Below are 22,303 nucleotides of genomic sequence, written 5' to 3'. Positions count from 1 at the left end.
CGCCGACCGTGCTCAACCCGCACCTCGGCTCATGTCGACGGAGGTACGTATGCGCAAGGTGGTCGTTGGACTGCTCGGCGCCGTGATGGTCACCAGCGTCGGGGGCTTGCTTCCCGCCGCGGCCGTGGCGGCGCCGCCCGCGGACCCCGGACCGGCCCAGGTCGGATCCGGAGCGCCCGCGGACGACCGGCCCAACCCGTTGGAACAGAAGCGCCGCGAACTGCGCCAGCAGGCCGTGAACGGAATCCTGAAGGGAACCCTCAAGGCGGAACGGCGCGGCGGCAGCCTGGTCGCCAAGGTCGGCCGGACGCAAGGCGCCGGCACGAGCGGCAAGCGCCCCGGCCGGGCCGGCGCGAGCCAGTACGTCGAGCTCAGCCGCGAACGTACCGACCAGATATTCGTGATCCTCGCCGAGTTCGGCAACGAGCGGCACCCGGACTACCCCGACGTCGACACCGACCCCACCAAGCCCGGCCCGACCACGTTCGACGGCCCGCTGCACAACCACATCACCGAGCCCGACCGCACCCGCGACAACACGACCGTGTGGCAGCCGGACTACAACCGCGACCACTACCGGCAGCTCTACTTCGGCCAGGGCAAGGGCGTCGAATCCCTGAAGACCTACTACGAGGTTCAGTCCTCCGGGCGCTACAGCGTCGAGGGCGAGGTCTCCGACTGGGTCAAGGTCCAGTACAACGAGGCCCGGTACGGCCGCAACTGCAACGACCCGAACGCCTGCGACACCCACAACGCGTGGGCGCTGGTCCGCGACGCCGCCAACCAGTGGTACGCCGACCAGAAGGCCGCGGGCCGCACCGACGCCCAGATCAAGACGGAGCTGCAGAGCTTCGACCGGTACGACCGCTACGACTACGACCACGACGGCAACTTCAACGAGCCCGACGGCTACCTCGACCACTTCCAGATCGTCCACGCCGGTGGCGACGAGTCCGACGGCGACCCGCAGCAGGGCGAGGACGCCATCTGGGCGCATCGCTGGTACGCGTACTCCAGCTCCGGGGTGACCGGCCCGGCCGGCAACCTGGCCGGTGGCACGCAGATCGGCGACACCGGACTCTGGATCGGTGACTACACCATGCAGCCGGAGAACGGCGGCCTGAGCGTCTTCGCCCACGAGTACGGCCACGACCTCGGCCTGCCCGACGACTACGACACCAGCGGCGCCTCGAACAACAACAACGAGTTCTGGACCCTGATGGCGCAGAGCCGCCTCAACGCGGCCGGTGAGCCGCTCGGCACCCGCCCCGGCGACCTCGGCGCGTGGAACAAGCTGCAGCTCGGCTGGCTCGACTACGAGACCGTCAAGGCCGGCAAGACCAAGACCCTCGAACTCGGGCCGCAGGAGTACAACACCGCGAACGCGCAGGCGGCCGTCGTGGTGCTGCCGGACAAGACGGTCACCCGGGACCTGGGCGCGCCGTACGCGGGCGACAACCAGTTCTTCTCCGGCAACGACGACAACCTCGACACGTTGCTCAGCCGTACGGTCGATCTCAGCACCGCCGCCTCGGCCACGCTGAGCCTCAAGGCCCGCTACAACATCGAGAAGAACTTCGACTACCTGTACGCCGAGGCCTCCACGGACGGCGGCAAGACGTGGACCGTGCTCGACGGCACCATCGGCGGCGCCCCGTTCGCCCGCGACGGCAACAACCTGCCGGCACTCACCGGCGCCCAACCGGCCTGGACCGACATGGTCGTGCCGCTGACCGCGTACGCGGGTAAGAAGCCCCTGGTCCGGCTGCACTACCGGACGGACGGCGGCGTTTCCTCGGGCGGTTTCTTCGCCGACGACCTCACGGTGACCGTCGACGGCGTTCCCGGCGTCACGGACGGCGCCGAGGGCCTCCCGGCGTGGAACCAGGCCGGGTTCAGCGTGCAAAGCAGCACGGCCGAGCACACCTACGACAACTTCTACATCGCCGGGTACCGCAACTACGTCTCGTACGACAAGTACCTGAAGACCGGTCCGTACAACTTCGGTTGGGTTTCCACCAAGCCGGACTGGGTGGAGCACTTCTCGTACCAGCCGGGCCTGCTCATTTCGTACAACGACACGTCCTTCAAGGACAACAACGTCAACAAGCACCCGGGCCAGGGCCGCAACCTGATCATCGACGCCCATCCCGAGGCCATGTACAACCTGGAAGGCAACCCCTGGCGCTCGCGCATCCAGCTGTATGACGCCACGTTCGGGCTGACCAAGGCGGATTCGTTCACGCTGCACATCAACGGCAAGGCCTCGTACATCCGGGGTCAGGCCGGGCAGCCGCTGTTCGACGACACCCGGTCGTACTTCGACGCGGACATCCCGTGGTCGGGCGTCAAGCTGCCCGCCGTCGGGGTCAAGATCCAGGTGCTGTCCCAGCGCGGCAACACCATGACCATCAAGATTTCCTGAGTACGCCGACCCGCGGCGCCCGGGGGCTCCTGCCCCCGGGCGCCACCCCGGCATGTGCGACCCGATGGTTCCGATGCCGTCCGTGTTCGGGTCCGGTGCCGTCCGTGTTCCGACGCCGTCCGTGTTCGGGTCAGATGCTCGCCGGGTGTTGCCGGCAGGCTTGCCGGGTTTGGGCAGGTTTCCGACCGGGGCGCTGCCCGGAGGGCACGCAACGCCTAGGCTGTCCGGCATGAGCGCCCAGGTGGACGAGTCGTGCGTCCTGGTGGAGGGTCCGTGGACCCACCGCTTCGTCGGGGCCAACGGCAGCCGGTTCCACGTCGTCGAGGCGGGCACCGGGCCGCTGGTGCTGTTCCTGCACGGCTTTCCGGAGTTCTGGTGGGCGTGGCACGACATCATGACCGAGGTCGCCGACGCGGGCTTCCGCGCCGTCGCGATCGACCTGCGCGGCTACGGCGCCAGCGACAAACCACCCCGCGGGTACGACGGGTACACCATGGCCGCCGACGTCACCGGCCTGATCCGCGCCCTGGGCGAGCGCTCCGCCATGATCGTCGGCGCCGGTGCGGGCGGCATGATCGGGTGGACCGCCGCCGCCTTCCACCCCAAAATGGTCAGCCGCCTGGTGGTGCTGGGCGCCGCCCACCCGCTGCGGTTGCGCGCGGCGCTGTTCGCCGACCCGCGCGGCCAGTTCGCCGCGACCTCACCCGTGCTGCGCTTCCAGGTACCGCGCTACGAGCATGTGCTCACCCGCGACAACGCCGCCCTGATCGGCGAACTGATGCACCGGTGGAGCGGCCCCACGTGGGCCCAGACCGACGAGTACGCCGACTACGAGGCCCGCTGCCGGGAGGCGATACGGATCCCGCAGGCCGCGTTCTGCGCGCTCGAGGCGTACCGGTGGGTGTTCCGCTCGGCGCTGCGCCTGCAGGGCTACCGGTTCGTGAAGCTCATGCAGCGCCCCCTCATCACGCCCACGTTGCAGCTGCACGGGGCGCTGGACACCGCGACGCTGCCCCGCACCGCGCAGGGCTCGGGCCGGTACGTCATCGCGCCGTACGAGTGGCGCCTCATCGAGGACGCCGGCCACTTCCTGCACCGCGAGGCGACCGAGACGGTCACCGGCGAGATCCTGCGCTGGCTCAAGGCCCACTGAGGCACCCGGCAGGCCAAGCGGTGCGCTCGAGCCAAGCGGTGCGCGAGCCAAGCGGGGCGCGAGTCAAGCGGTGCGCGAGCCAAGCGGTGCGCGAGTCAGGCGGTGCGCGAGTCAGGCGCGGTGCTCGACGATGTCGGTGACCTCGTGGGCGGGCGCCCAGCCCTGGTAGACGCCGAAGTCGAACTCCTCCAGCCCGAGCGCGCGCGCCATCGGCGCCCGGCCACCCGTGTACTCCAGGCGCAGCCAGCCGTCCGCCTCCGCCAGCACGATGAACGGCTCACCGCGCCACGTGCACGTGGTGCGCACGTAGGCCAGGTCGTCGCACTCGTCCGGGCCCAGCAACCGCACGTGGCGGCCCAGCCGGACCTCCGTGAAACCCACCGCGCCCGGCTCGGTGATGTAGATGCGCACGTTGTCGCCGTCGGGCGCCGCCTCGTACTCGCGGCCCTGCCACGTCGCCAGGTAGCCGTCGCGCATCACCGCTCACCGACCTGACGCCAGACCGGTCCGTCGCAGTCGAGCACGGCCACCATGGCGCTGGTGCCGTCCGCGTCGATCCGCCACAGCTGGGCGCCGTGCGGCAGTCGCACACTGTCCACCTTGAACTCCGCGATCACGTCACGCCCCTCACCGGGCGCGAAGCCGTTGCCCCGGAACGGCGCACGCTCGATCACCCAGCCGTCCATGGCGCGCAGGGCCTGCTCGTTCTGCCCGCCGTACGGGATCCGGTAGAGGCTCGGCCGGTAGGCGGGCCAGCGCAGCACGTACGCCTCCTTGGCGTCCGCCTGGTACGGGGAGCCGTCGTAGAGCAGGCCCAGCGCCGCGAACAACTCGGCGGGGGTGTTCAGGTGCGCCACCTCGCTGGCCCGGTGCACGAATCCGGCCGCCCGGTCGTACCCGCGCTCCAGGAGGTAGTCGACCTGATCCGGCGGCACGGTCTTCTGCATGACCGTCGCGTGCTGGGCCGGATCACCGGCCCGCTGCGTCGCGGGCGCCGACGCCGGTTCGGCCAGCACCAGCTCGTCGGACGGATCCAGGCCCAGCCCCGACTCGACCGCCCAGTTGGCGAGCGCGATGACCTGCGGACCAGGATAGGTGGCACCTACCGGACTGCCGGGGTTGACCGCGAACGACCAGGCCGCATCGGGCCAGGTGCGGATGAGGTCGACGAACCGCACCGCCACCGTCCTGGTCGGCTCGGCGTGGTACTCGGCCAACCGGTCCCGGCTGGTGAACACCACCAGGTACGGCTCGCCGTTGAGGTCCTCCGTACGGAATGCGAACCCGGACTCGCCCGGCGTGCTGCCCGGCCGCGAATGGTGAGCCACCGGTACGAGGACCGTGGCCAGCAGCAGGGTGGAGAGGAACGCATCCGTGCTGCGGCTGCCGGCGGCGAGGTAAAGGTCCTGTTCGACCGCGTTCGCCGGGATGAAGTCGTCCTCGCCGGACGGCCACCCGGCCAGCTCCTCGGGCCCCTGTTCCTGGTCGGCCTGGCTCTGGGCGGCGGCCTGCTGCTGGGCGGCCTGCTGCTGGGCAGCCTGCTGTTGGGCGGCCTGGCCCACGGCGGCGCCCTGGGACTCCTGACCCTCGGAGTCCTGGCCCGGGGTGGCGTCCCGAGAAGCCTGACCCTGGAAGTCCCGACCCGGGGTGGTTTCGCGGTCGGCGGCCTCATCCCCGCTGGTCGCGCCGCCGGACAGCCGATCCTCGGCGACTCGGCCGTCGCCAGCCGACTCTGCCGAACTCGGCTCGGCCGCCTCATCGCCGGGGCGCGACTTGTTTCCGTCGCCGAGGCCCGGTACGGACCGGCCGGTCCGACTCGCTGCCGCCTCGTCCACCACATCCTGATCGGTACCAAGCGCATCCGAGCCGTCCGGGCCGGATGGGGTGCGCTCGACAGACGACTTTCCCGACGCAGGCACCTCTGACGGTCGGCCCGATGCGGGCGCTACCGGCGCACCACCCGACGTGGGCGCGACCGGCGCACCACCCGACGTAGGCGCTACCGGCGCCCCACCCGACGTAGGCGTAACCGGCGCACCACCCGACGTGGGCGCGACCGGCGCCCTGAAAGAGGTTGGGTCCGCCGGGGATACCGGCTTCGTTGCGGGCGGTGAACTTGCCGAAGGCGAGCTGCTCCTGTCCGGCGAGCGGGTCGTGAGCGCCGAAGCCGAAGACGAGTCCCGGGCATCCGGCCAGTTGTCATCGGATGACCGGCCGGCGGAAGCCCCGCCCGGAACGACGGGCGGCGCAACCCCGGGTCGCGGCGCCGCCTGAGCGCCCGCCGATCCCACACCGCGCACCGATGACCCGGACGGCGCCACAGCCCCGCCCGGCCGCACACCGGCCTCAGTCGCCCGGCCAACAGCCTCACCTGCCCGGCCGCCGGGCTCACCGGGTCGCTGGCCACTTTCCCCCGACCGCACGCCGGCCTCACCGGGCAACGGCGCGGGAGCCGTCCGGGTCCCGGCGAGGGTGGGGGTCGAGGTGGCCACCGGAGCGCTTGGATCCACGGGTGGCATGGGCTGCCGACGCGGCAGCGGGTCGACGGAACCCGGCGCGACCGGGCCGAAGTCCGGCGTGCCGGGGATCGCCGACCGGGCGTCAGGCGGGAAGTCACCGGCGGGCGGGCCGTCAGTCAGGTGGGACGGCACCGGAGGCGTCTGGGCCATGGGCGTGCGGGTCGGCAGCGGCGCTCGTGGATCCTGCAGCGGGGGCAGCTCCGGGCGGCCGTCACCGGTCGAAGTCGGCGGGACAGACGGGGGCCGGTACGCGGCGGGTGCGCTCGGCGCCGCGCCGGATGCGCTGGGCTGCGACGACCCGCCCGGCGTCCGGGCCGGTGCGGCGCCCGGCGAGACCGTGCCCGGGGTCCGGACAGGCAGGCTGCCGGGACCGCTGAGACCAGGACCGCTGAGGCCGGGACCGCCGGGACCGGTGCCGCCACCGGAGCCGGGACCGCCGCTGGAGCCGGGACCGCCACTGGAGCCGGGACCGCCAGCGCTGCCGCGGTCCAGCGGGTAACCGGCCGGACCGCGTGCCGTGTCGGTCTCCGGGCGGTATGGCGCGGCCGAGCCGGCCAGCCCGGTGGCACCACCCGATTCGGCGGCACCGATCGGCCCGCCCGGGAAGGACGACTCGGCGGTCAGCGCCCCCGCGTGCACATCCTGCGTGTTCTGGCCGGGGCGGGTTCCGTCGCGCGCCGGGCCGCGGGTCGGCAGCCGCAGGTCGCCACGGGCGAGCTGCGCGACGAACCACGCCGGCAGATAGCCCTCGATCGGCAGGCCCGGGTTGACGGCCAGCCACCACTCGAGGTTCGGCCAGGTGTTGGCCAGCTCCAGGTACGGCACCCGGCGGGCGGAGCCGGTGTAGTCGGCGAGGCAGGCCTGCATGGCCGAGGAGGAGGTGAAGGCGAGAACATGGGTACGCCCGCCGGTGCTCCAGGTCCCCCAGCCCAGCGGGGCCAGACCGGCCAGCGCGTCGGCCGACACCGGCAGCAGCAGGTCGACACCGGCGAGGATACGGAAGTAGGACTCCTGGTCATCGGTGCGCAGCGCGTCGCGCATCGCCATCTCGGCGTCCGTCGCCGGTTGCCACTCGGACACGTCCACCTCTCCCTTCACGGCGAACGCGGGCTATCTCAACGCGTACAACCTACAAGGTCAGGGCGGGATCACAACGGGCGGCCGTACGTAGACAACCAACTCGGGTGTAACCCGGCACGAACGTTGATCCCGGCACGAAAGTGAATCGCGGATTCACGTCGCACAGGGGAGCGACGCGGCAACCGTGAGTGAGATGGGAATAAGCGTAGAAGGCCGGGCCTGCCATGTCGACAGCCCCGGCCTCGCCCACCTCTACTGGAAGCGGTGCTGCGCCTTACGTTCGGTGTCCTGGTAGTCGGCAGCCGACTCCTGCACCGCGAACTGGATGTCACGCAGGATGTTCTGCAGATCGTTCGAAGCACCCTGCCACTTGTGCTGCCGGGTCGCGTAGGCGTCCTGGGCGGCGCCGCTCCAGGAGGCGACCAGCGGCTTCGCGTCCTGCTCGAGCTGGGTGAGCTGCGACTGCAGCTCGTTGAGTGCCTTCTGAATGTCGGCACTCGCCTGCTGCAGAGCGCCGAAGTTGACCAGAAGCAAGCCGTTGTCCATCAGATTCCTCCCCGTGTGATCTCAGAGGGGCAGCGTGTAGCTGCCGCTTGACTTGGCCACGCGGGCGGCGGCCTGGCTGTCGGAGGCGTCGTAGCTGACGCCGGACGTGCGGATCGCCTCCGCCGTCTCCTGCAGCGCCTGGTTGAGGTTCTTGAGGTCCTGGGCGTACTGCCCCTTGACCTCTTCGAACTTCTGAGCGCCCATGCCCTTCCAAGCGCCGCTCAGAACAGACAGATCGGACATCAGCTTGTTCAACATGGACTGCAACCCGCTGTTGACCGTCTCGAACTTCGCGGCGGTCGTCGCCATCACCGCGGATTCTGCTTGCGTCTGGGCCACCCCGGACGTCACCCCGCTCCCTCGTCTAGGTCTGCCGCGCACCGGCTCCCGAATGGACCGGTCGTTGGTACGACCGCCCGGTGCTCGCTGGGCACCCAGGCTAGCCCCTTCCGGCCGAGCCGTGGGGGCAGCCAGGGCGGCCACCTCATGGTTTGCGTCGCCGACAGTAGCCGGGCGGGCCAGGCCTCGGTAGTCCCGACGACCGGGGCTGTGGACCACCCCTGTCGTCCATCGGCCCTTGTCCACAGGCCCCCTGCGAACCGGCCGGAGGCCCTACGATGGGCCGCGCAGCGAAGGTGAATACACCGCGACGATCGGGGAGGCGACGCAGAGTGACAGCCTTGGCGGACAGCCGTCGCCTGTCCGAGGGCGGCGTGACGGGCCCGCCGCCCCACCGCGGTTCCCGGGTGCGCCCGGGGCGCCTCTTCGGGATCCGCGCGGGACAGCTCATCGGCAGCCAGCTCGCCGCGGTCGCGGTCCTCATCGGGGCGGCGCACGGCCCGATCACGCTGGCGGCGGGTGCGGCGTTGGCCGTGGTCCTGCTGGCCGTGATCTGGTTGCGGCTGCGCGGCCGGTGGGCGTTCGAGTGGCTGTCCATCGCACTGCGATACGGCGGCCGGCGCCACGTCGTGGCGGTCGACGCCTCATCCACCGCGCTGCTGGAGTTCACCGCGCCCGGGACGCGGGTCGAGCACGCCGACCTCGCCGGCGATCCGGCGGCGCTGTTCGTCGACGCGCATGGGCTGACCGCGGTGCTGGAACTGGGCGACCCGGCCGGCCTGCTGGCCGAGGAGCTTCCCGCGCTGCCGTCGCCCGGCAGCCTGCTTCCGCCGGCCGGCGCGGATCACCCGCCATGCCGGATCCAGCTGGTGCTCACGGGTGTTCCGGCGCCGACGCTCCGCGCGGGCGGGGGCACCCCGGCGAATTCGTACCGTCAGCTCACCGAGGGGCGCCTGCTCGGGCACAGCCGCGCGCTGCTGGCCGTCCGGGTGCTGCATGCCGAGGGCTGGTCCCCGGCCGACCTGCGGCAGGCCCTGTCCGGGCTGGTACGGAAGCTGCCGAAACGGCTCGGGCCGATACCGGTCCGGCCGCTCGGTGAGGCCGCGGCCGCCCGCGTCATCGCGGAGCTGGCCCATGACGACGGCGTCGGATCGGCCCAGGAGAGCTGGTCCGGCCTGCAGATCGGCGGCCTGAGCCAGGCCACCTTCCGGCTGCACCGGTGGCCGGATCTGCGGCAGGAAACCGCGCGGCGGCTCGTGTCCCGCATGCTGTCACTGCCCGCGGCGGCCACCACCGTGGCGGTGAGCGCCGGGCCGCGCGGCCCGCTGGACGCCGCGGCCACCACCGACCTGACTCTGCGCCTGGCCGCGCCGGACCCGTCCGCGCTGGGCGTCGTCACCCAGGCGCTGCGGAAAGTGCTTTCCACCGAGCGGGCGCAGGCCAGCCGGCTCGACGGCGAGCATCTCGACGGGTTCACGGCCACCCTGCCACTGGGCGCCGGCCACGCCGACACGCTGAGCACCGGTCGACCCGCGCCCGGTACGCATCCGGCCGAGCTGGCCGACGACCTGGAGCTGCCCGTTCCGGTCGCCGGCCTGATGCTGGGCACCAACCGGTACGGCGACCCCGTGGTGACCCGCCTGTTCCGCCCGGAGCAGACCCGCGTCCTGCTGGTCGGCGGGGTGCGCTGCGCCCAGTTGGTCGCCCTGCGCGCCATGGCGGTCGGCGCCCGGGTCATCGTGCAGACCGCCCGCCCGTACGCGTGGGAGCCGTTCGTCCGTGGGGCGGCGGTGCCCGGCGAGTCGATCGCGGTGATCCCGCCGGGCCGCGCGGTCGAGATTCCTCCCGGGTCGGCGCTGCATCCGCTGTTGGTGATCGTCGACGTGGGCCCGGTGGGCGCGGACAACCGGCCCGGCGCCGGATTCCAGGCGACCCTGGTCGTGCGCGACGAGTTCGGCCCGGCCGACGTCGACGTTGCCTCCCGCGCCGACCTGCTCGTCGTGCAGCCGCTGCATCCGGACGAGGCGTCCATGCTGGGGCCAGCGCTCGGGCTGGGTGACGCCGCGCAATGGCTGACCCGGATCCGCGCGGACATGGTGGGTGTCATCAACCGGCGCGCGGTACGGTGGGCGGCCCTGGCGCAGACCCCGATCGAGGCTCAACTGATCGGCCCGCTCGACCGGGTCTGATCGGCAAGGGCAGCTCGACGTCGGCGCGGCGGTCGGCCTGCTCGACCGGGTCTGACCGGCGACGTCGGCGCGGCGGTCGGCCCGCACCCACGGCCGGTACAGCACCTACCCCGTGGACCCCTGCGCTTTGGCAACGATCTGCGCAAGATCGCGGGCCGTCCTGCCTGGCAGTGGCATGGCCATGGCACCATCCCCTGCCATGGGCATCATCCTCCGGCTGGTGATCACCGCGGTTTCGCTGTGGATAGCCACCATCTTCATCGAAGGGATCCGGCTCACCACGGATTCCGTACCGGCCAAGGTCGGCACTCTGCTGGCCGTGGCGGCGATCTTCGGCCTCATCAACGCGATCCTGCGCCCGGTCATCAAGCTGCTCGGCTGCGGCCTGTACGTGCTGACCCTCGGCCTCATCGCGTTCGTCGTCAACGGCGCGCTGTTCCTGCTGACGAGCTGGATCGCCGGTCAGCTCGACCTGCCGTTCCACGTCGACAACTTCTGGCCCGCCGCGGTCCTCGGCGCGATCGTGGTCGGCGTCGTGAGCTGGGTGCTCAACATGCTGGTCCCCGACGGCGACGACTGACCGTCCCGCAGACCAACCCATACGCGGAAGCGTCCTGTCCCCCCGGGCGGCAGGACGCTTCCGCGCGCCGTCGGTCCGCCACGTCGACCGGCGGGCCGAAACGCAACAGCGAGGGCCACGGCGCCCCAGACCAGCGGGCCAGAACACAGCAGCCAGGGCTACGGCGCCCCCAGACCAGCGGGCCAGAACACAGCAGCCAGGGCCACGGCGCCCCCAGACCAGCGGGCCAGAACACAGCAGCCAAGGTCGGGGGTCCCAGAACGGCGGCGTGCGGAACCTCCCGTGATCACCCCCTACAGGGCCGTGAGCTGCGACATATGCAAGGAGCGGATCTCGTTTCGCAACTTACTGTTGGCGAATGAACGACGAACGCCGCGGCTACGTGTACGGGCTTACCGCGTACGTGATGTGGGGTTTCTTCCCGATCTACTTCAAGCTGCTGCGCCCCGCCGCACCGCTGGAGATCCTCGCGCACCGGGTGATCTGGTCCGTGCTCTTCGTCAGCCTGGTACTGGCCGCCATGCGCAACTGGCGCTTCCTGAGCGGGCTCCTGCGCGACCGGCGGCGCCTCGGCGGGGCGGCGCTGGCGGCGGTGTTCATCGGGCTGAACTGGGCCACCTACATCTACGGCGTCAACTCGTCGCGGGTGGTCGAGACGGCCCTCGGGTACTTCATCACGCCCCTGGTCGTCGTGCTGCTGGGCGTGAGCGTGCAGCGGGAACGGCTGCGCGCGTGGCAGTGGGTCGCGGTCGGCGTCGGCACGCTGGCGGTGGCCGTCCTGACGGTCGACTACGGCCGGCTGCCGTACATCGCGCTGATACTGGCGGCGACGTTCGGTACGTACAGTTTGATCAAGAAGCGGTTGTCGCTGCCGCCCGCGGAGGGGTTGTTCGTCGAGTCCGCGGTCCTGGCGCTGCCCGCACTGATCTACCTCGGCTGGCTCGGCAACACGGGCGACGCCGTGTTCGGGCAGGTGTCGGCCGGGCATACCGTACTCATGATGTTGGCCGGGGTGGCCACGGCGGTCCCGCTGCTGCTCTTCGCGGCCTCGGCCAACCGGGTCTCGCTGGTGGGCATGGGAATGATGCAGTACGTGGCGCCCATCCTGCAGCTGGCCTGCGGGGTGCTGCTCTATCGCGAGCCGATGCCGGCCCCGCGGCTGGCGGGCTTCGCGCTGGTCTGGGTCGCGCTGATCATCTTCACCGTCGACGGCATCCGCCGGGCCCGCGCCGCCGGCCGGAACGCGGCGGCCGACACGGAGTCCAGGAGGGTGGCGGCCGGGCCGGTGGCCGCCACCACCGAACCGGCCGCCGCCCTGCCGCCTCGCTGACGGACCGCTCACCCACGCCGGTGGCGCCGGGCAGCGGATCCGTCAGGGGACGTCGTAGGCCAGCAGCGCCTTGCCGTCATTGCGCACCAGCTCCAGCCGGGACAGCGCGCCGTCGGCGAAGTGCGTCACGGCCGACATGCTGAACTCCTTGCCGGGCGAGGCGACCCAGGAGCCGACCTGCTCCCGCTCGTCGTCGGGCCCGTACGCCATGAGCCGGACCGTGTACGGCTTCAGGTCGGGGCTCTTGCGGTTGTAGAAGCACACCAGGTTGATCTTCGTGCCGCCGGCCGTGCCGGACACGTTGATCTGCGCCGAGACCGGTATCTCGGCGCCCATCGGGGTCATGGCGATGACCGGCCCGGTGGGCGCTCCATCCGGGCGGCCGGTCTCCCCCATCCAGAGCACCGTTCCCGCGCCGACGACGAGCGCCAGGCAGGCGGCGGCCGCCAGCGTGCTCAGTACCCGGACCCGGAGCCGCTTGCGCTCCTTGCGCCGCGTCGTCTGGGCGGCGTGCACCAGCTCGGGGGTCCGGTTGCGGGAGATCCGGGCGGGCGGTAGATCCGGTTCGAGCAGTCGTTCCAGGTCGGCCGGGTCGAGGCGGCCCAGCAGTCCGGGCAGCACGGCGATGTCCGCGACGGCCTCCCGGCAGAACGAGCAGGTGGCCAGGTGCCGCTCGTACGCGGCCCGCTCGGCCGGGGAAAGGGCGCCCAGGACGTACGCGCCGTCGTCGTGCTCGTGGTGGCACCTCATCCCGTCACCCCCATCTCGTCCAGCACCATTCGCAATGAGCGCAGCGCGTAATGCGTGCGCGACTTCACCGTGCCCGGCGGGACACCCAGCCGGGCGGCCGCCTCCGCGACGGACCGGCCCCGGTAGAAGCACTCCACCAGGACGTCGCGGTGCTGCGCCGACAGCCGGCCCAGCGCCTCCGCGACCGTCCACGCCTCAACCGCCCGGTCGGCCTCGTCGGCACTGGGCGGTGGCTCGGGAATCATGTCGGTGACCACCTCGCCCACCCGTACCGACCGGCGCCGCCAGGCGTCAATCGCCAGGTTGCGCGCGGTGGTGAACAACCATGACCGCACCGCGCCCCGCTCGGGGTCCAGCGCCTCGGGGTGGCGCCAGGCCCGCAGCAGGGTTTCCTGTACGAGGTCCTCCGCCCGTTGCCGGTCCCCGCCGGCCAGCCGGACGGCATGCGCGAACAGCGCATCCCCGTGCTCGTCCTGCAGGACGCGGAGCAGCTCGGCATCCGTGTCTTCCATGCCTGCCGCCCTCCCCTCGCGTCCCAACCCTTCTTACGGGCGCGGGGGCGGTGCCGGTTCAACGCCGTGCAGGTTCAAAGAAGTCTTAGGCCCGCACGTCAGGCCGTGGCCGCGTCGCCCGCCGAGAGGGCGTCGGCGACGCTGCGGGCGGCGGTGGTCAGCTTGGCGCGGATGACCCGCGCGGAGGTGAGCATCTCGGCCGCGGGCAAGGCGCAGGCCAGCACGAGCCGGCGTTCCATGTCGCGGTCCGCGATGACGACCACCGCCCCGCACGCGACGCCCTGGCGGAACTGGCCCATCTCCAGTTGCATGCCGCGCCGCTCGCCCGCGGCGAGATCCGCCTCCAGCGCCTCGGGTGTGGTGAGGGTGGCCGGCGTGAACGGCCGCATGCCGTAGTCGCGCAGGTACCGGGCGCGCTGGTCGGCGGTGAGGGTGGCCAGCAGCGCCTTGCCGAGCGCGGTGGCGTGTCCGGCCTCGTCGAACCCGGGGGCCACGTCGTCGAGGAACGGCGAGCGGGGGCCGTCGGCGGACGCGGTGATCGCGATCCGGCCGCCGACGAACCGGCCGAGGTAGTGGCTGTATCCGGTGTCGACGGCCGCCCGGCGCAGCGCCTCGCCGACCGCGGGCGGCCCACGGAACGCGGAGACCAGCTCCCGGTACCGGTCGGCGATCTCCAGGCCCACGATGTACGTACCGTCCTCGCGACGGATCACATATCCCTCGTACGCCAAGGTGCGCACCAGGTGGTACGTGGTCGCGACGGTGAGTTCGCACCGTCGCGCGATCTGCTTCACGGTGAGTCCGCGCGGGGCCCGACCGACCGATTCCAGCACGCGCAGCGCACGTGACACGCTCCGGATGAGGTCCGAGGGCTCCGCCAGGGGGTCGCGCACAGCCACCTCCGACGCCGGGGACTTACACCATATGAAGAATCGTGCGCCGACGGAATGCCTCAGAGCAGTCGAGAAGTGCCGATCTGCCCACCAGGGTTAGTCATCGACGTCCATCTCTGGGTGATTGTCCCTGATCAGGGCACGGTGCACGGCGTCGTCGGCGCCGCAGAGATTTTTCCGGCACCGACGGCGATCCACCACTGTGGACAGCGCGCGCGAGACCTCAGCTCGTGCGGTCCGCGATGAAGTCACAGAGCGACTCCATCGCGCGGCGCGCGGGCCCGTCCGGCAGCGGCGCCAGCTGAGCGCGGGCCTCCTCCGCGTACGTGCGGACGGTCTCCCGGGCGCGCTTCATCGCCACGGACTCGCGCAGCAGGCCGAGCGCCTCGGCGTGCAGGGCGTCATCCGTGATCGGGCCGGTGGCCAGCAGGTCGCGCAGGCGCACGGCCGAGGCGTCGGTGTCGTCGCTGGCCAGGGCGTACAGCACCGGGAGGGTGGGCACGCCCTCGCGCAGGTCGGTGCCGGGGGTCTTGCCGGACTGCACCGACTCGGAGGCGATGTCGAGCAGGTCGTCGGAGAGCTGGAAGGCGATGCCGATGGTCTCGCCGTAGCCCGCGAGGGCCTCCACGTGCTCCGGAGAGGCCGCAGAGAAGAGCCCGCCGAAGCGGGCCGAGGTGGCGATCAGCGAGGCCGTCTTCTCCGCGATGACGTGCAGATGATGGGCGATCGGATCGGTGCCACGCGGGCCCACGGTCTCGGCGATCTGGCCGTGCACCAGCCGCGCGAACGTGCGGGCCTGCAGGTGCACCGCCTCCGGCCCGAGCGAGGCCGCGATGTCGGCGGCGCGCGCGAACAGGTAGTCGCCCACCAGGATCGCGACGGAGTTGCCCCAGCGGGCGTTGGCGCTCGGCGCACCCCGGCGCACCTCGGCCTCGTCCATCACGTCGTCGTGGTACAGCGTCGCCAGATGGGTCAGCTCCACCACCAGGGCCGCGGGCACCAGGTCGGGCGACGAGATGTCGCCGAACTGGGCGCCCAGCGCCACGATCAGCGGCCGGAACCGCTTGCCGCCCGCGTCCATGAGATGCCGGGCGGCCTCGGCCACCAGGGGGTCGGCGCTGACCACGTTCTTCCGCAGCGCGTCCTCGACATTGCCCAGCATCGCGGACACCGACACGTCGATCGCCGGGTCGATGTCGAGACCGAGCGAGTTCAGCACACTGTCACCGGTGCTCACCACACTTTCACGATGCCATATGCCCCCGACGCTTCCGGCCCAGGGGTACACCACACAAGATCATTTCAGAGTACGGGCGGGTTTGCCCCGTTTCCAGGTCCGCCCACCGCCGTCAGCGGACGAAATCGGCGGCCTTGTCGCTCAGGTCCAGCAGCGGCGCGGGGAGCACACCCAGCGCCAGCGTCGCGATCACGCCGATGGTCAGGGCCGCCGAGGTGAGGAAGCCGGGAATCGACACCGCCGGGGTGCTGTCGCCCGGCTCGGAGAGCCACATCATCACCACGACCCGCAGGTACGGGAACGCGATCAGCATGCTGGTGATCACACCGAAGATCACGAGCCAGGTCTGGCCGCCCTCGACCGCCGCCCCGAACACCGCGAACTTGCTGGTGAAACCGCTGGTCAACGGAATACCGGCGAAGGCCAGCAGGATGAACGTGAAGACCCCCGCGAACAGCGGCGACCGGCGGCCCAGCCCGGCCCACCGGGACAGGTGGGTCGCCTCGCCGTCCGCGTCGCGCACCAGCGTGACGATGGCGAACGCGGCCAGCACCGAGAAGCCGTACGCGACCAGGTAGAACAACGTGCTGGACACACCGGCCTCGTTGAGCGCCAGCACACCGACGAGCAGGTACCCGGCGTTCGCGATCGACGAGTACGCCAGCAGCCGCTTGATGTCCGTCTGGGTGACCGCCAGCACCGCACCCACCAGCATGGTCAGCACCGCGATGGTGCCCAGGATCGGCTGGAAGTCCCAGCGGACCCCCTCGAAGCCGACGTACAGCACGCGCAGCAGCGCACCGAACGCCGCCACCTTCGTGCAGGCGGCCATGAGCGCGGTGACCGGGGTCGGCGCCCCCTGGTAGACGTCGGGCGTCCACACGTGGAACGGCGCCAGGGCGGCCTTGAACAGCAGCCCGATCGCCAGCAACGCGAGCCCGCCGTACAGCAGCACCTGGCTGCGGGCCGGGTTGGCGATCGCGGCGTGGATCTGGTTGAAGTGCACGCCGTTCGCGTACCCGTAGAGCAGCGCCACGCCGAACAGGAAGAAGGCGGAGGCGTACGAGCCGAGCAGGAAGTACTTGAGGGCCGCCTCCTGGCTCAGCAGGCGGCGCCGCCGCGCCAGCGCGCACAGCAGGTACAGCGGCAGCGAGAAGACCTCCAGCGCGACGAACATCGTCAGCAGGTCGTTCGCGGATACGAACATCAGCATGCCGCCGAGGGCGAACAGCACCAGCGGGTAGACCTCCGTGCCGCCCGCCGCCCCGGTGGTCTGCCGCAGGTCCTTCTGCGAGCCCACGGTCAGCGCGGCCTCCGCCACGAACGCGCCGCCGGGCTCGACCGTGCGCTCGCCGATCAGCAGCAGCGACACCACGCCCAGCACGAGGATCGCGCCCTGCAGGAACAGGGTGGGTCCGTCGACCGCGACCGCGGTGCCGATGGTGATGGTCCGGGTGCCCCGCTCGCGGATCACCATGATGAACGCGGCCACGCAGGCCAGCAGGGCGAGCGAGAGCTGCACCGTATGCCGGGCACGCCGGGGCAGCAGCGCCTCGAGAAGCACCCCCACGCAGGCCACCCCGAACAGGATCAACATCGGCGCGAGCGCCCGATAGTCGATCGGGGGCAGTTGCAGTTTCTCCATGGCTACGGCGCCACCTTTCCGTTCGCGACCGCCGTGGGGGCCGGATCGGTCGTGCCGACGTCCTGCATGGTCGCCTGGACCGCCGGGTTGATCACATCGGTGACCGGCTTCGGATAGAAGCCGAGCAGGAGCAGGAGCAGCACCAGCGGCGCGACGACCACCTTCTCGCGCAGCGTGATGTCGCGACGCATCTCGGGCAGTTCGGCCAACGCCGGGTTCAGATCACCCTGGGTGGTGCGCTGGATCATCCACAGCACGTACGCGGCGGCCAGGATGATGCCGGCCGTGGCGATCACGGCGTACGCCGGGTGGACGGTGAACGTGCCGATCAGCACCAGGAACTCGCTGACGAACGGCGCGGTGCCGGGCAGCGCCAGCGACGCCAGACCGGCGAAGAACATGATCCCGGCCAGCACCGGCAGCAGCTTTCCGGCGCCGCCGAAGTCGCTGACCTGCGCCGACCCGCGCCGGGCGATGAACATCCCGACCACGAGGAAGAGCAGGCCGGTGGCGAGGCCGTGGTTGACCATGTACAGCACCGAGCCGGTGCCCGCCTGGGTGGTGAAGGCGAAGATGCCCATGCCGATGAAGCCGAAGTGCGCGATCGAGGTGTACGACACCAGCCGCTTGAGGTCGTTCTGGCCGACCGCCAGCAGGGCCGCGTAGATGATGCCGATGACCGCCAGCACCAGGGCGGCGGGGGCGAACCAGCGCGACGCCTCCGGGAACAGCGGCAGGCAGTAGCGCAGGATGCCGAACGTGCCGACCTTGTCCATCACGCCGACCAGCAGGGCGGCCGCGCCGACCGGGGCGGCGCCACCCGCGTCGGGCAGCCAGGTGTGGAACGGGAAGAACGGTGCCTTGATCGCGAAGGCGATGAAGAACCCGAGGAACAGCCACCGGGCGGTGTTGGTGTCGATGTCCGCCGCCGCCCTGGTCAGCTCCGCGAAGTCGAACGTCTTCCCGCCCAGCACCCACAGCCCGATCACCGCGGCCAGCATGAACAGGCCGCCGACCAGCGAGTACAGGAAGAACTTCACCGCGGCGTACTGGCGGCGGGCACCGCCGAACGAGCCGATGATGAAGTACATCGGGATCAGCATGACCTCGAAGAACACGTAGAACAGGAACACGTCCGCGGCCGCGAACACGCCGATCATCGTGAACTCGAACGCCAGCAGCAGCGCGAAGTAGGTCGACGCGGAACGCTGCGTCTCGTCCACGTCGTGCCAGGACGCCAGGATGACCACCGGCACGAGCACCGCGATCAGCAGCAGCATGACCAGCGCGATGCCGTCCGCCGCGAGGGTGAACCGGGCGTCCCAGGTCGGGATCCACGGGTACGACTCGCGGAACTGGAAGCGGGCGCCGCCGACCTGGAACGCCACCCACATCGCGATGCTGAGCCCGAGCACGGCCAGCGACCAGACCAGCGCCACGATCTTGGCGAGCTTGGGTTTGCTCCGCGGGATGCAGGCCACCACGACCGCGCCCACCAGCGGGGCCAGCGTCAGGACGGACAGGAACGGGAATCCGGAGTCCGTCACGAGAACCACCCCAGCTGGATGACGAGGAACGCACCGACGACCACGACGGCCCCGGTGAGCATGGACAGGGCGTACGAACGCACGAAGCCGGTCTGCAGCCGGCGCAACCGGCCGGAGCTCCCGCCGACACTCGCCGCGATGCCGTTGACCACCCCGTCGATGCCCTTGTTGTCGAAGAAGACCAGGGCCCGGGTGAGGAAGATGCCCGGCTTCTCGAAGACCGCCTCGTTGAAGGCGTCGGTGTACAGGTTGCGTCGGGCGGCGGTGACCACCACGCCCGCGGGCTGCTCCTGCTTCGCGGTGCCGTTACGGAACAGCAGGTACGCGATGCCCGTACCGATGACGACCAGCCCCAGCGACAGCGTGGTGATCGCCCAGTGCGGGAGGACCGGCTCGCCCGCGTGCGGCTCGGGGCCGAACACCGGCTCCAGCCACTCCGGGACGGACGTGGCCAGCAGCCCGCCCGCCCCGATCGAGCCGAGCGCCAGCAGCATCAGCGGCACGGTCATGATGTACGGCGACTCGTGCGGCTCCTTGATGTCATCCGTCCACCGCTTCGGGCCGTGGAACGTGAGGATGAACAGCCGGGTCATGTAGAACGCGGTGAGCCCCGCGCCGATCAGCGCGGCCATGCCGTACAGCCAGGCGGTCCAGCCTTCGCGCTCGAAGGCGGCCACGATGATCGGCTCCTTGGAGAAGAACCCGGAGAACGGGAACATGCCGATGATCGCCAGCCAGCCCATCATGAAGGTGATCCAGGTCCAGCGCATGTACTTGTACAGCCCGCCGAAGCGTCTGATGTCGACCTGGTCGTGCATGCCGTGCATCACGGAACCGGCGCCGAGGAACATGTTGGCCTTGAAGAAGCCGTGCGCCAGCAGGTGGACGATCGCCAGCGCGTACGCGCCGCCACCCAGGCCGACGCCGAGGAACATGTAGCCGATCTGGCTGACCGTGGACCAGGCGAGGACCCGCTTGATGTCGTCCTTGGCCGCGCCGATGATGCAGCCGATCAGCAGCGTCAGGGCACCGACGGTGACCACGACGGTCTGCAGGGTGTGGTTCGCGGAGAAGATCGGGTTCGACCGGGCGATCAGGTAGACCCCGGCGGTGACCATGGTCGCCGCGTGGATCAGGGCGGACACCGGGGTCGGGCCCTCCATCGCGTCCGGCAACCACGCCTGCAGCGGGAACTGGCCGGACTTGCCGCACGCGCCGAGCAGCAGGAGCAGGCCCATGACCAAGACCGTGGTCGAGCTGAGCGCGCTGACCCCGTTGAACACGTCGGAGTACTGGGTGGAGCCCAGGGTGGCGAACATCAGGAAGATGCCGATCACCAGGCCGGCGTCGCCGACCCGGTTCATCAGGAACGCCTTCTTGCCCGCGGTGGCCGCCGACGGCCGGGTGTACCAGAACGAGATCAGCAGGTACGACGCCAGGCCGACGCCCTCCCAGCCGAAGTAGAGCATCACGTAGTTGTTGCCGAGGACCAGCAGCAGCATCGCGGCGGTAAAGAGGTTGAAGTAGCCGAAGAACTTCCGGCGGCCCTCGTCGTGCGCCATGTACCCGACCGCGTACAGGTGGATCAGGGAGCCGACGCCCGTGATCAGCAGCACGAAAACCCCGGACAGCGGGTCGAAGAGCAACCCGAAGTCCACCTTCAACCCGCCGACCACGATGAAGTCGAACAGGCTCTGCTCGACCGACTTGTTGGTCAGGAAGGCGAGCTGGATGAAGAAGGTCAGGCCGAGCACGAAGCTGACGGCGACCGACAGCACCCCGAGCCAGTGCCCCCACTTGTCGGCCTTGCGCCCCAGCAGCAGCAGGATGGCCGCGCTGGCCAGCGGGATGGCTACCAGCAGCCAGAGCAGGCGCAGCGGGCCCACCGCTTGGGCGTACTCCACTGTCTGTTCCACGTGCAGGCCCTTCAGTACTTGAGGAGGTTGGCGTCGTCGACGCTCGCCGACCGCCGGGTCCGGAAGATCGACATGATGATGGCCAGGCCGACCACGACCTCGGCCGCCGCGACGACCATGACGAAGAACGCCATGATCTGCCCGTCCAGGCCACCGTTGATCCGGCTGAAGGTGATCAGGGCCAGGTTGGCGGCGTTCAGCATCAGCTCGATGCACATGAACAGCACGATCGCGTTGCGGCGGATCAGCACCCCGGTGGCCCCGATGGTGAACAGGATCGCCGCGAGGACGAGGTAGTAGTCGGGAGTCACTCTTCTGTTCCCTTCGGGGCCGCCTCGCGCGCCGTGAGCTCACGTACGGGCAGGATCGGCGAGATGCTGCGCTCGGACAGGTTGCCGTCGGGCAGGCGGGCCGGCGCGGCCACGGACATCGTGTTGGCGTACACGCCGGGGCCGGGCTTGGGACCCGGGTGGTTGCCCGGGTGGAACCGCTGCTTCATGCGGGTCACCTGGTCGTGGATCTCGTCCTTGGCCCGCTCGACGTGGGCCAGGATCATGGCGCCGACCGCCGCCGTGATCAGCAGCGCGGAGGTGACCTCGAACGCGAAGACGTAGTTGGTGAACAGCAGCCGGGCGATGCCCTGGACGTTGCCGCCCGCGTTCGCGGCCTCCAGGCCGACGACCGTGCTGGTGCCCAGCGAGCGGGCCAGGCCGGTGGCGACCAGGATGGCGAAGCCGATGCCCAGCAGGATCGCCGCGACCCGCTGGCCGCGCAGCGTCTCGATCAGCGAGTCGGAGGCGTCGCGGCCCACCAGCATCAGCACGAACAGGAACAGCATCATGATGGCGCCGGTGTAGACGATGATCTGCACCATGCCGAGGAACGGCGCGGCGTTGACCACGTACAGGAAGCCCAGGCAGAGCATCGTCACGACCAGCCACAGGGCGGAGTGGACCGCGTTGCGGGCCAGCACCATGCCCAGGGCGCCGATGACGGCCAGGCTGCCCATGATCCAGAAGCCCCAGGCCTCGGCGGCGGAGACCTGCCCGGCCGCGGCGGCGATCGTACCCATCAGGCCCCGCCCTTCGTTCCGGTCTCCGACGTCGGGGCGCGCTCGGCGCCCGCCGAGGTGCCCGGGTTGGTCAGCGCGCCGACGTAGTAGTCCACGTCGGTGTCGCCGAGCCGCATCGGGTGCGGCGGCTGCTCCATGCCCGGCAGCAGCGGCGCCAGCAGCTGCTCCTTCGTGAAGATCAGGTCCTGCCGGGAGTCGCGGGCCAGCTCGTACTCGTTGCTCATGGTCAGCGAGCGGGTCGGGCACGCCTCGATGCACAGGCCGCAGAAGATGCACCGGGTGTAGTTGATCTGGTAGACCGACGCGTACCGCTCACCCGGGGAGAAGCGCATCTCCTCGGTGTTGTCGCCACCCTGGACGTAGATCGCGTCGGCGGGGCAGGCCCACGCGCACAGCTCGCAGCCGATGCACTTCTCCAGGCCGTCCGGGTGCCGGTTCAGGATGTGCCGGCCGTGGTAGCGCGGCGCCGGGGTGGGCGGCGAGAACGGATAGTCGGTCGTGATGACCTTGCGGAACATGTGCGCGAAGGTCACCCCGAAGCCCTTGAACGAGCCCGTGAACGTCCCCACG

19 protein-coding genes are annotated in these 22,303 nt (G+C 70.7%); 5 read left to right on the top strand and 14 right to left on the bottom strand.

Annotated elements, in window-relative coordinates; all coding sequences use genetic code 11:
* Positions 1-49 precede the first annotated feature (49 nt).
* Both EV385_RS16590 and EV385_RS16585 read left to right on the top strand, forming a co-directional pair.
* Positions 50-2,425, top strand: a complete 2,376-nt coding sequence (locus EV385_RS16590; RefSeq protein ID WP_130510278.1) for an immune inhibitor A domain-containing protein — start codon at positions 50-52, stop codon at positions 2,423-2,425.
* Between the two features lie 229 nt (positions 2,426-2,654).
* Positions 2,655-3,578, top strand: a complete 924-nt coding sequence (locus EV385_RS16585) for an alpha/beta fold hydrolase (protein WP_130510277.1) — start codon at positions 2,655-2,657, stop codon at positions 3,576-3,578.
* Positions 3,579-3,689: 111 nt separating this feature from the next.
* On the opposite strand, the gene EV385_RS16580 is transcribed toward EV385_RS16585, so the two are convergent.
* The 4 genes from EV385_RS16580 to EV385_RS16560 form a co-directional block, all read right to left on the bottom strand.
* Positions 3,690-4,058, bottom strand: a complete 369-nt coding sequence (locus EV385_RS16580; protein WP_130510276.1) for a hypothetical protein — start codon at positions 4,056-4,058, stop codon at positions 3,690-3,692.
* Complete coding sequence (locus EV385_RS35120; protein WP_423203119.1) at positions 4,055-7,144, bottom strand: SseB family protein; 3,090 nt, start codon at positions 7,142-7,144, stop codon at positions 4,055-4,057. Before EV385_RS35120 ends, EV385_RS16580 begins: the two co-directional genes overlap by 4 nt.
* Positions 7,145-7,429: 285 nt before the next feature.
* On the bottom strand, positions 7,430-7,723 hold the full coding sequence (locus tag EV385_RS16565; RefSeq protein ID WP_130510275.1) for a WXG100 family type VII secretion target: 294 nt from the start codon (positions 7,721-7,723) through the stop codon (positions 7,430-7,432).
* Positions 7,724-7,744: 21 nt separating this feature from the next.
* Positions 7,745-8,062: a WXG100 family type VII secretion target gene (locus tag EV385_RS16560; protein WP_130513360.1), complete on the bottom strand. Its 318-nt coding sequence runs from the start codon at positions 8,060-8,062 to the stop codon at positions 7,745-7,747.
* A gap of 332 nt (positions 8,063-8,394) precedes the next feature.
* Between EV385_RS16560 and eccE the strand changes: the two genes are divergently transcribed.
* The 3 genes from eccE to rarD all read left to right on the top strand — a co-directional run bounded on the left by eccE (position 8,395) and on the right by rarD (position 12,161).
* Entirely contained in the window at positions 8,395-10,251 is a 1,857-nt protein-coding gene (gene eccE, locus EV385_RS16555; protein WP_423203053.1) for a type VII secretion protein EccE, read from the top strand.
* Positions 10,252-10,450: 199 nt separating this feature from the next.
* Positions 10,451-10,831: a phage holin family protein gene (locus EV385_RS16550; RefSeq protein ID WP_130510273.1), complete on the top strand. Its 381-nt coding sequence runs from the start codon at positions 10,451-10,453 to the stop codon at positions 10,829-10,831.
* A gap of 358 nt (positions 10,832-11,189) precedes the next feature.
* Positions 11,190-12,161, top strand: coding sequence for an EamA family transporter RarD (gene rarD, locus EV385_RS16545; protein WP_130510272.1), 972 nt, complete (start codon positions 11,190-11,192; stop codon positions 12,159-12,161).
* Positions 12,162-12,203: 42 nt separating this feature from the next.
* Here rarD and EV385_RS16540 read toward each other — a convergent pair whose 3' ends face one another.
* The 10 genes from EV385_RS16540 to nuoI all read right to left on the bottom strand — a co-directional run bounded on the left by EV385_RS16540 (position 12,204) and on the right by nuoI (position 22,302).
* Positions 12,204-12,911 carry an anti-sigma factor family protein gene (locus EV385_RS16540; RefSeq protein WP_130510271.1) on the bottom strand — a complete coding sequence of 236 codons (708 nt, stop codon included), beginning with the start codon at positions 12,909-12,911 and terminating at the stop codon, positions 12,204-12,206.
* Complete coding sequence (locus tag EV385_RS16535; RefSeq protein ID WP_423203118.1) at positions 12,908-13,402, bottom strand: sigma-70 family RNA polymerase sigma factor; 495 nt, start codon at positions 13,400-13,402, stop codon at positions 12,908-12,910. Before EV385_RS16535 ends, EV385_RS16540 begins: the two co-directional genes overlap by 4 nt.
* Positions 13,403-13,521: 119 nt before the next feature.
* Positions 13,522-14,316, bottom strand: coding sequence for an IclR family transcriptional regulator (locus tag EV385_RS16530; RefSeq protein ID WP_130510269.1), 795 nt, complete (start codon positions 14,314-14,316; stop codon positions 13,522-13,524).
* 223 nt (positions 14,317-14,539) lie between these two features.
* Positions 14,540-15,535 (bottom strand): polyprenyl synthetase family protein, encoded by a 996-nt coding sequence (locus EV385_RS16525; RefSeq protein ID WP_242625301.1) that lies wholly within the window; start codon positions 15,533-15,535, stop codon positions 14,540-14,542.
* 130 nt (positions 15,536-15,665) lie between these two features.
* Positions 15,666-17,198: an NADH-quinone oxidoreductase subunit NuoN gene (nuoN, locus tag EV385_RS16520; protein WP_130510268.1), complete on the bottom strand. Its 1,533-nt coding sequence runs from the start codon at positions 17,196-17,198 to the stop codon at positions 15,666-15,668.
* Positions 17,199-17,200: 2 nt separating this feature from the next.
* A complete protein-coding gene (locus EV385_RS16515; protein ID WP_130510267.1) occupies positions 17,201-18,745 on the bottom strand; it encodes an NADH-quinone oxidoreductase subunit M in 1,545 nt (514 codons plus the stop codon).
* Entirely contained in the window at positions 18,742-20,661 is a 1,920-nt protein-coding gene (gene nuoL, locus EV385_RS16510; protein WP_130510266.1) for an NADH-quinone oxidoreductase subunit L, read from the bottom strand. Before nuoL ends, EV385_RS16515 begins: the two co-directional genes overlap by 4 nt.
* An 11-nt stretch (positions 20,662-20,672) precedes the next feature.
* A complete protein-coding gene (gene nuoK, locus EV385_RS16505; protein WP_130510265.1) occupies positions 20,673-20,972 on the bottom strand; it encodes an NADH-quinone oxidoreductase subunit NuoK in 300 nt (99 codons plus the stop codon).
* Positions 20,969-21,733, bottom strand: a complete 765-nt coding sequence (locus tag EV385_RS16500; RefSeq protein WP_130510264.1) for an NADH-quinone oxidoreductase subunit J — start codon at positions 21,731-21,733, stop codon at positions 20,969-20,971. Before EV385_RS16500 ends, nuoK begins: the two co-directional genes overlap by 4 nt.
* Positions 21,733-22,302: an NADH-quinone oxidoreductase subunit NuoI gene (gene nuoI, locus EV385_RS16495; protein WP_130510263.1), complete on the bottom strand. Its 570-nt coding sequence runs from the start codon at positions 22,300-22,302 to the stop codon at positions 21,733-21,735. The genes EV385_RS16500 and nuoI overlap by 1 nt, the downstream gene beginning before the upstream one ends.
* Position 22,303 lies beyond the last annotated feature (1 nt).

Source organism: Krasilnikovia cinnamomea (genome assembly GCF_004217545.1).
Classification (GTDB): Bacteria; Actinomycetota; Actinomycetes; order Mycobacteriales; family Micromonosporaceae; genus Actinoplanes; species Actinoplanes cinnamomeus.
This window is presented reverse-complemented; position numbering and strand designations above follow the sequence as displayed.

Coding starts and splice junctions, on each gene's coding strand:
- EV385_RS16590 (WP_130510278.1), top strand. CDS start 50: ATGCGCAAGGTGGTCGTTGGACTGCTCGGCGCCGTGATGGTCACCAGC.
- EV385_RS16585 (WP_130510277.1), top strand. CDS start 2,655: ATGAGCGCCCAGGTGGACGAGTCGTGCGTCCTGGTGGAGGGTCCGTGG.
- EV385_RS35120 (WP_423203119.1), bottom strand. CDS start 7,144: ATGGCGATGCGCGACGCGCTGCGCACCGATGACCAGGAGTCCTACTTC.
- EV385_RS16565 (WP_130510275.1), bottom strand. CDS start 7,723: ATGGACAACGGCTTGCTTCTGGTCAACTTCGGCGCTCTGCAGCAGGCG.
- EV385_RS16550 (WP_130510273.1), top strand. CDS start 10,451: ATGGGCATCATCCTCCGGCTGGTGATCACCGCGGTTTCGCTGTGGATA.
- rarD (WP_130510272.1), top strand. CDS start 11,190: ATGAACGACGAACGCCGCGGCTACGTGTACGGGCTTACCGCGTACGTG.
- EV385_RS16540 (WP_130510271.1), bottom strand. CDS start 12,911: ATGAGGTGCCACCACGAGCACGACGACGGCGCGTACGTCCTGGGCGCC.
- nuoN (WP_130510268.1), bottom strand. CDS start 17,198: ATGGAGAAACTGCAACTGCCCCCGATCGACTATCGGGCGCTCGCGCCG.
- EV385_RS16500 (WP_130510264.1), bottom strand. CDS start 21,733: ATGGGTACGATCGCCGCCGCGGCCGGGCAGGTCTCCGCCGCCGAGGCC.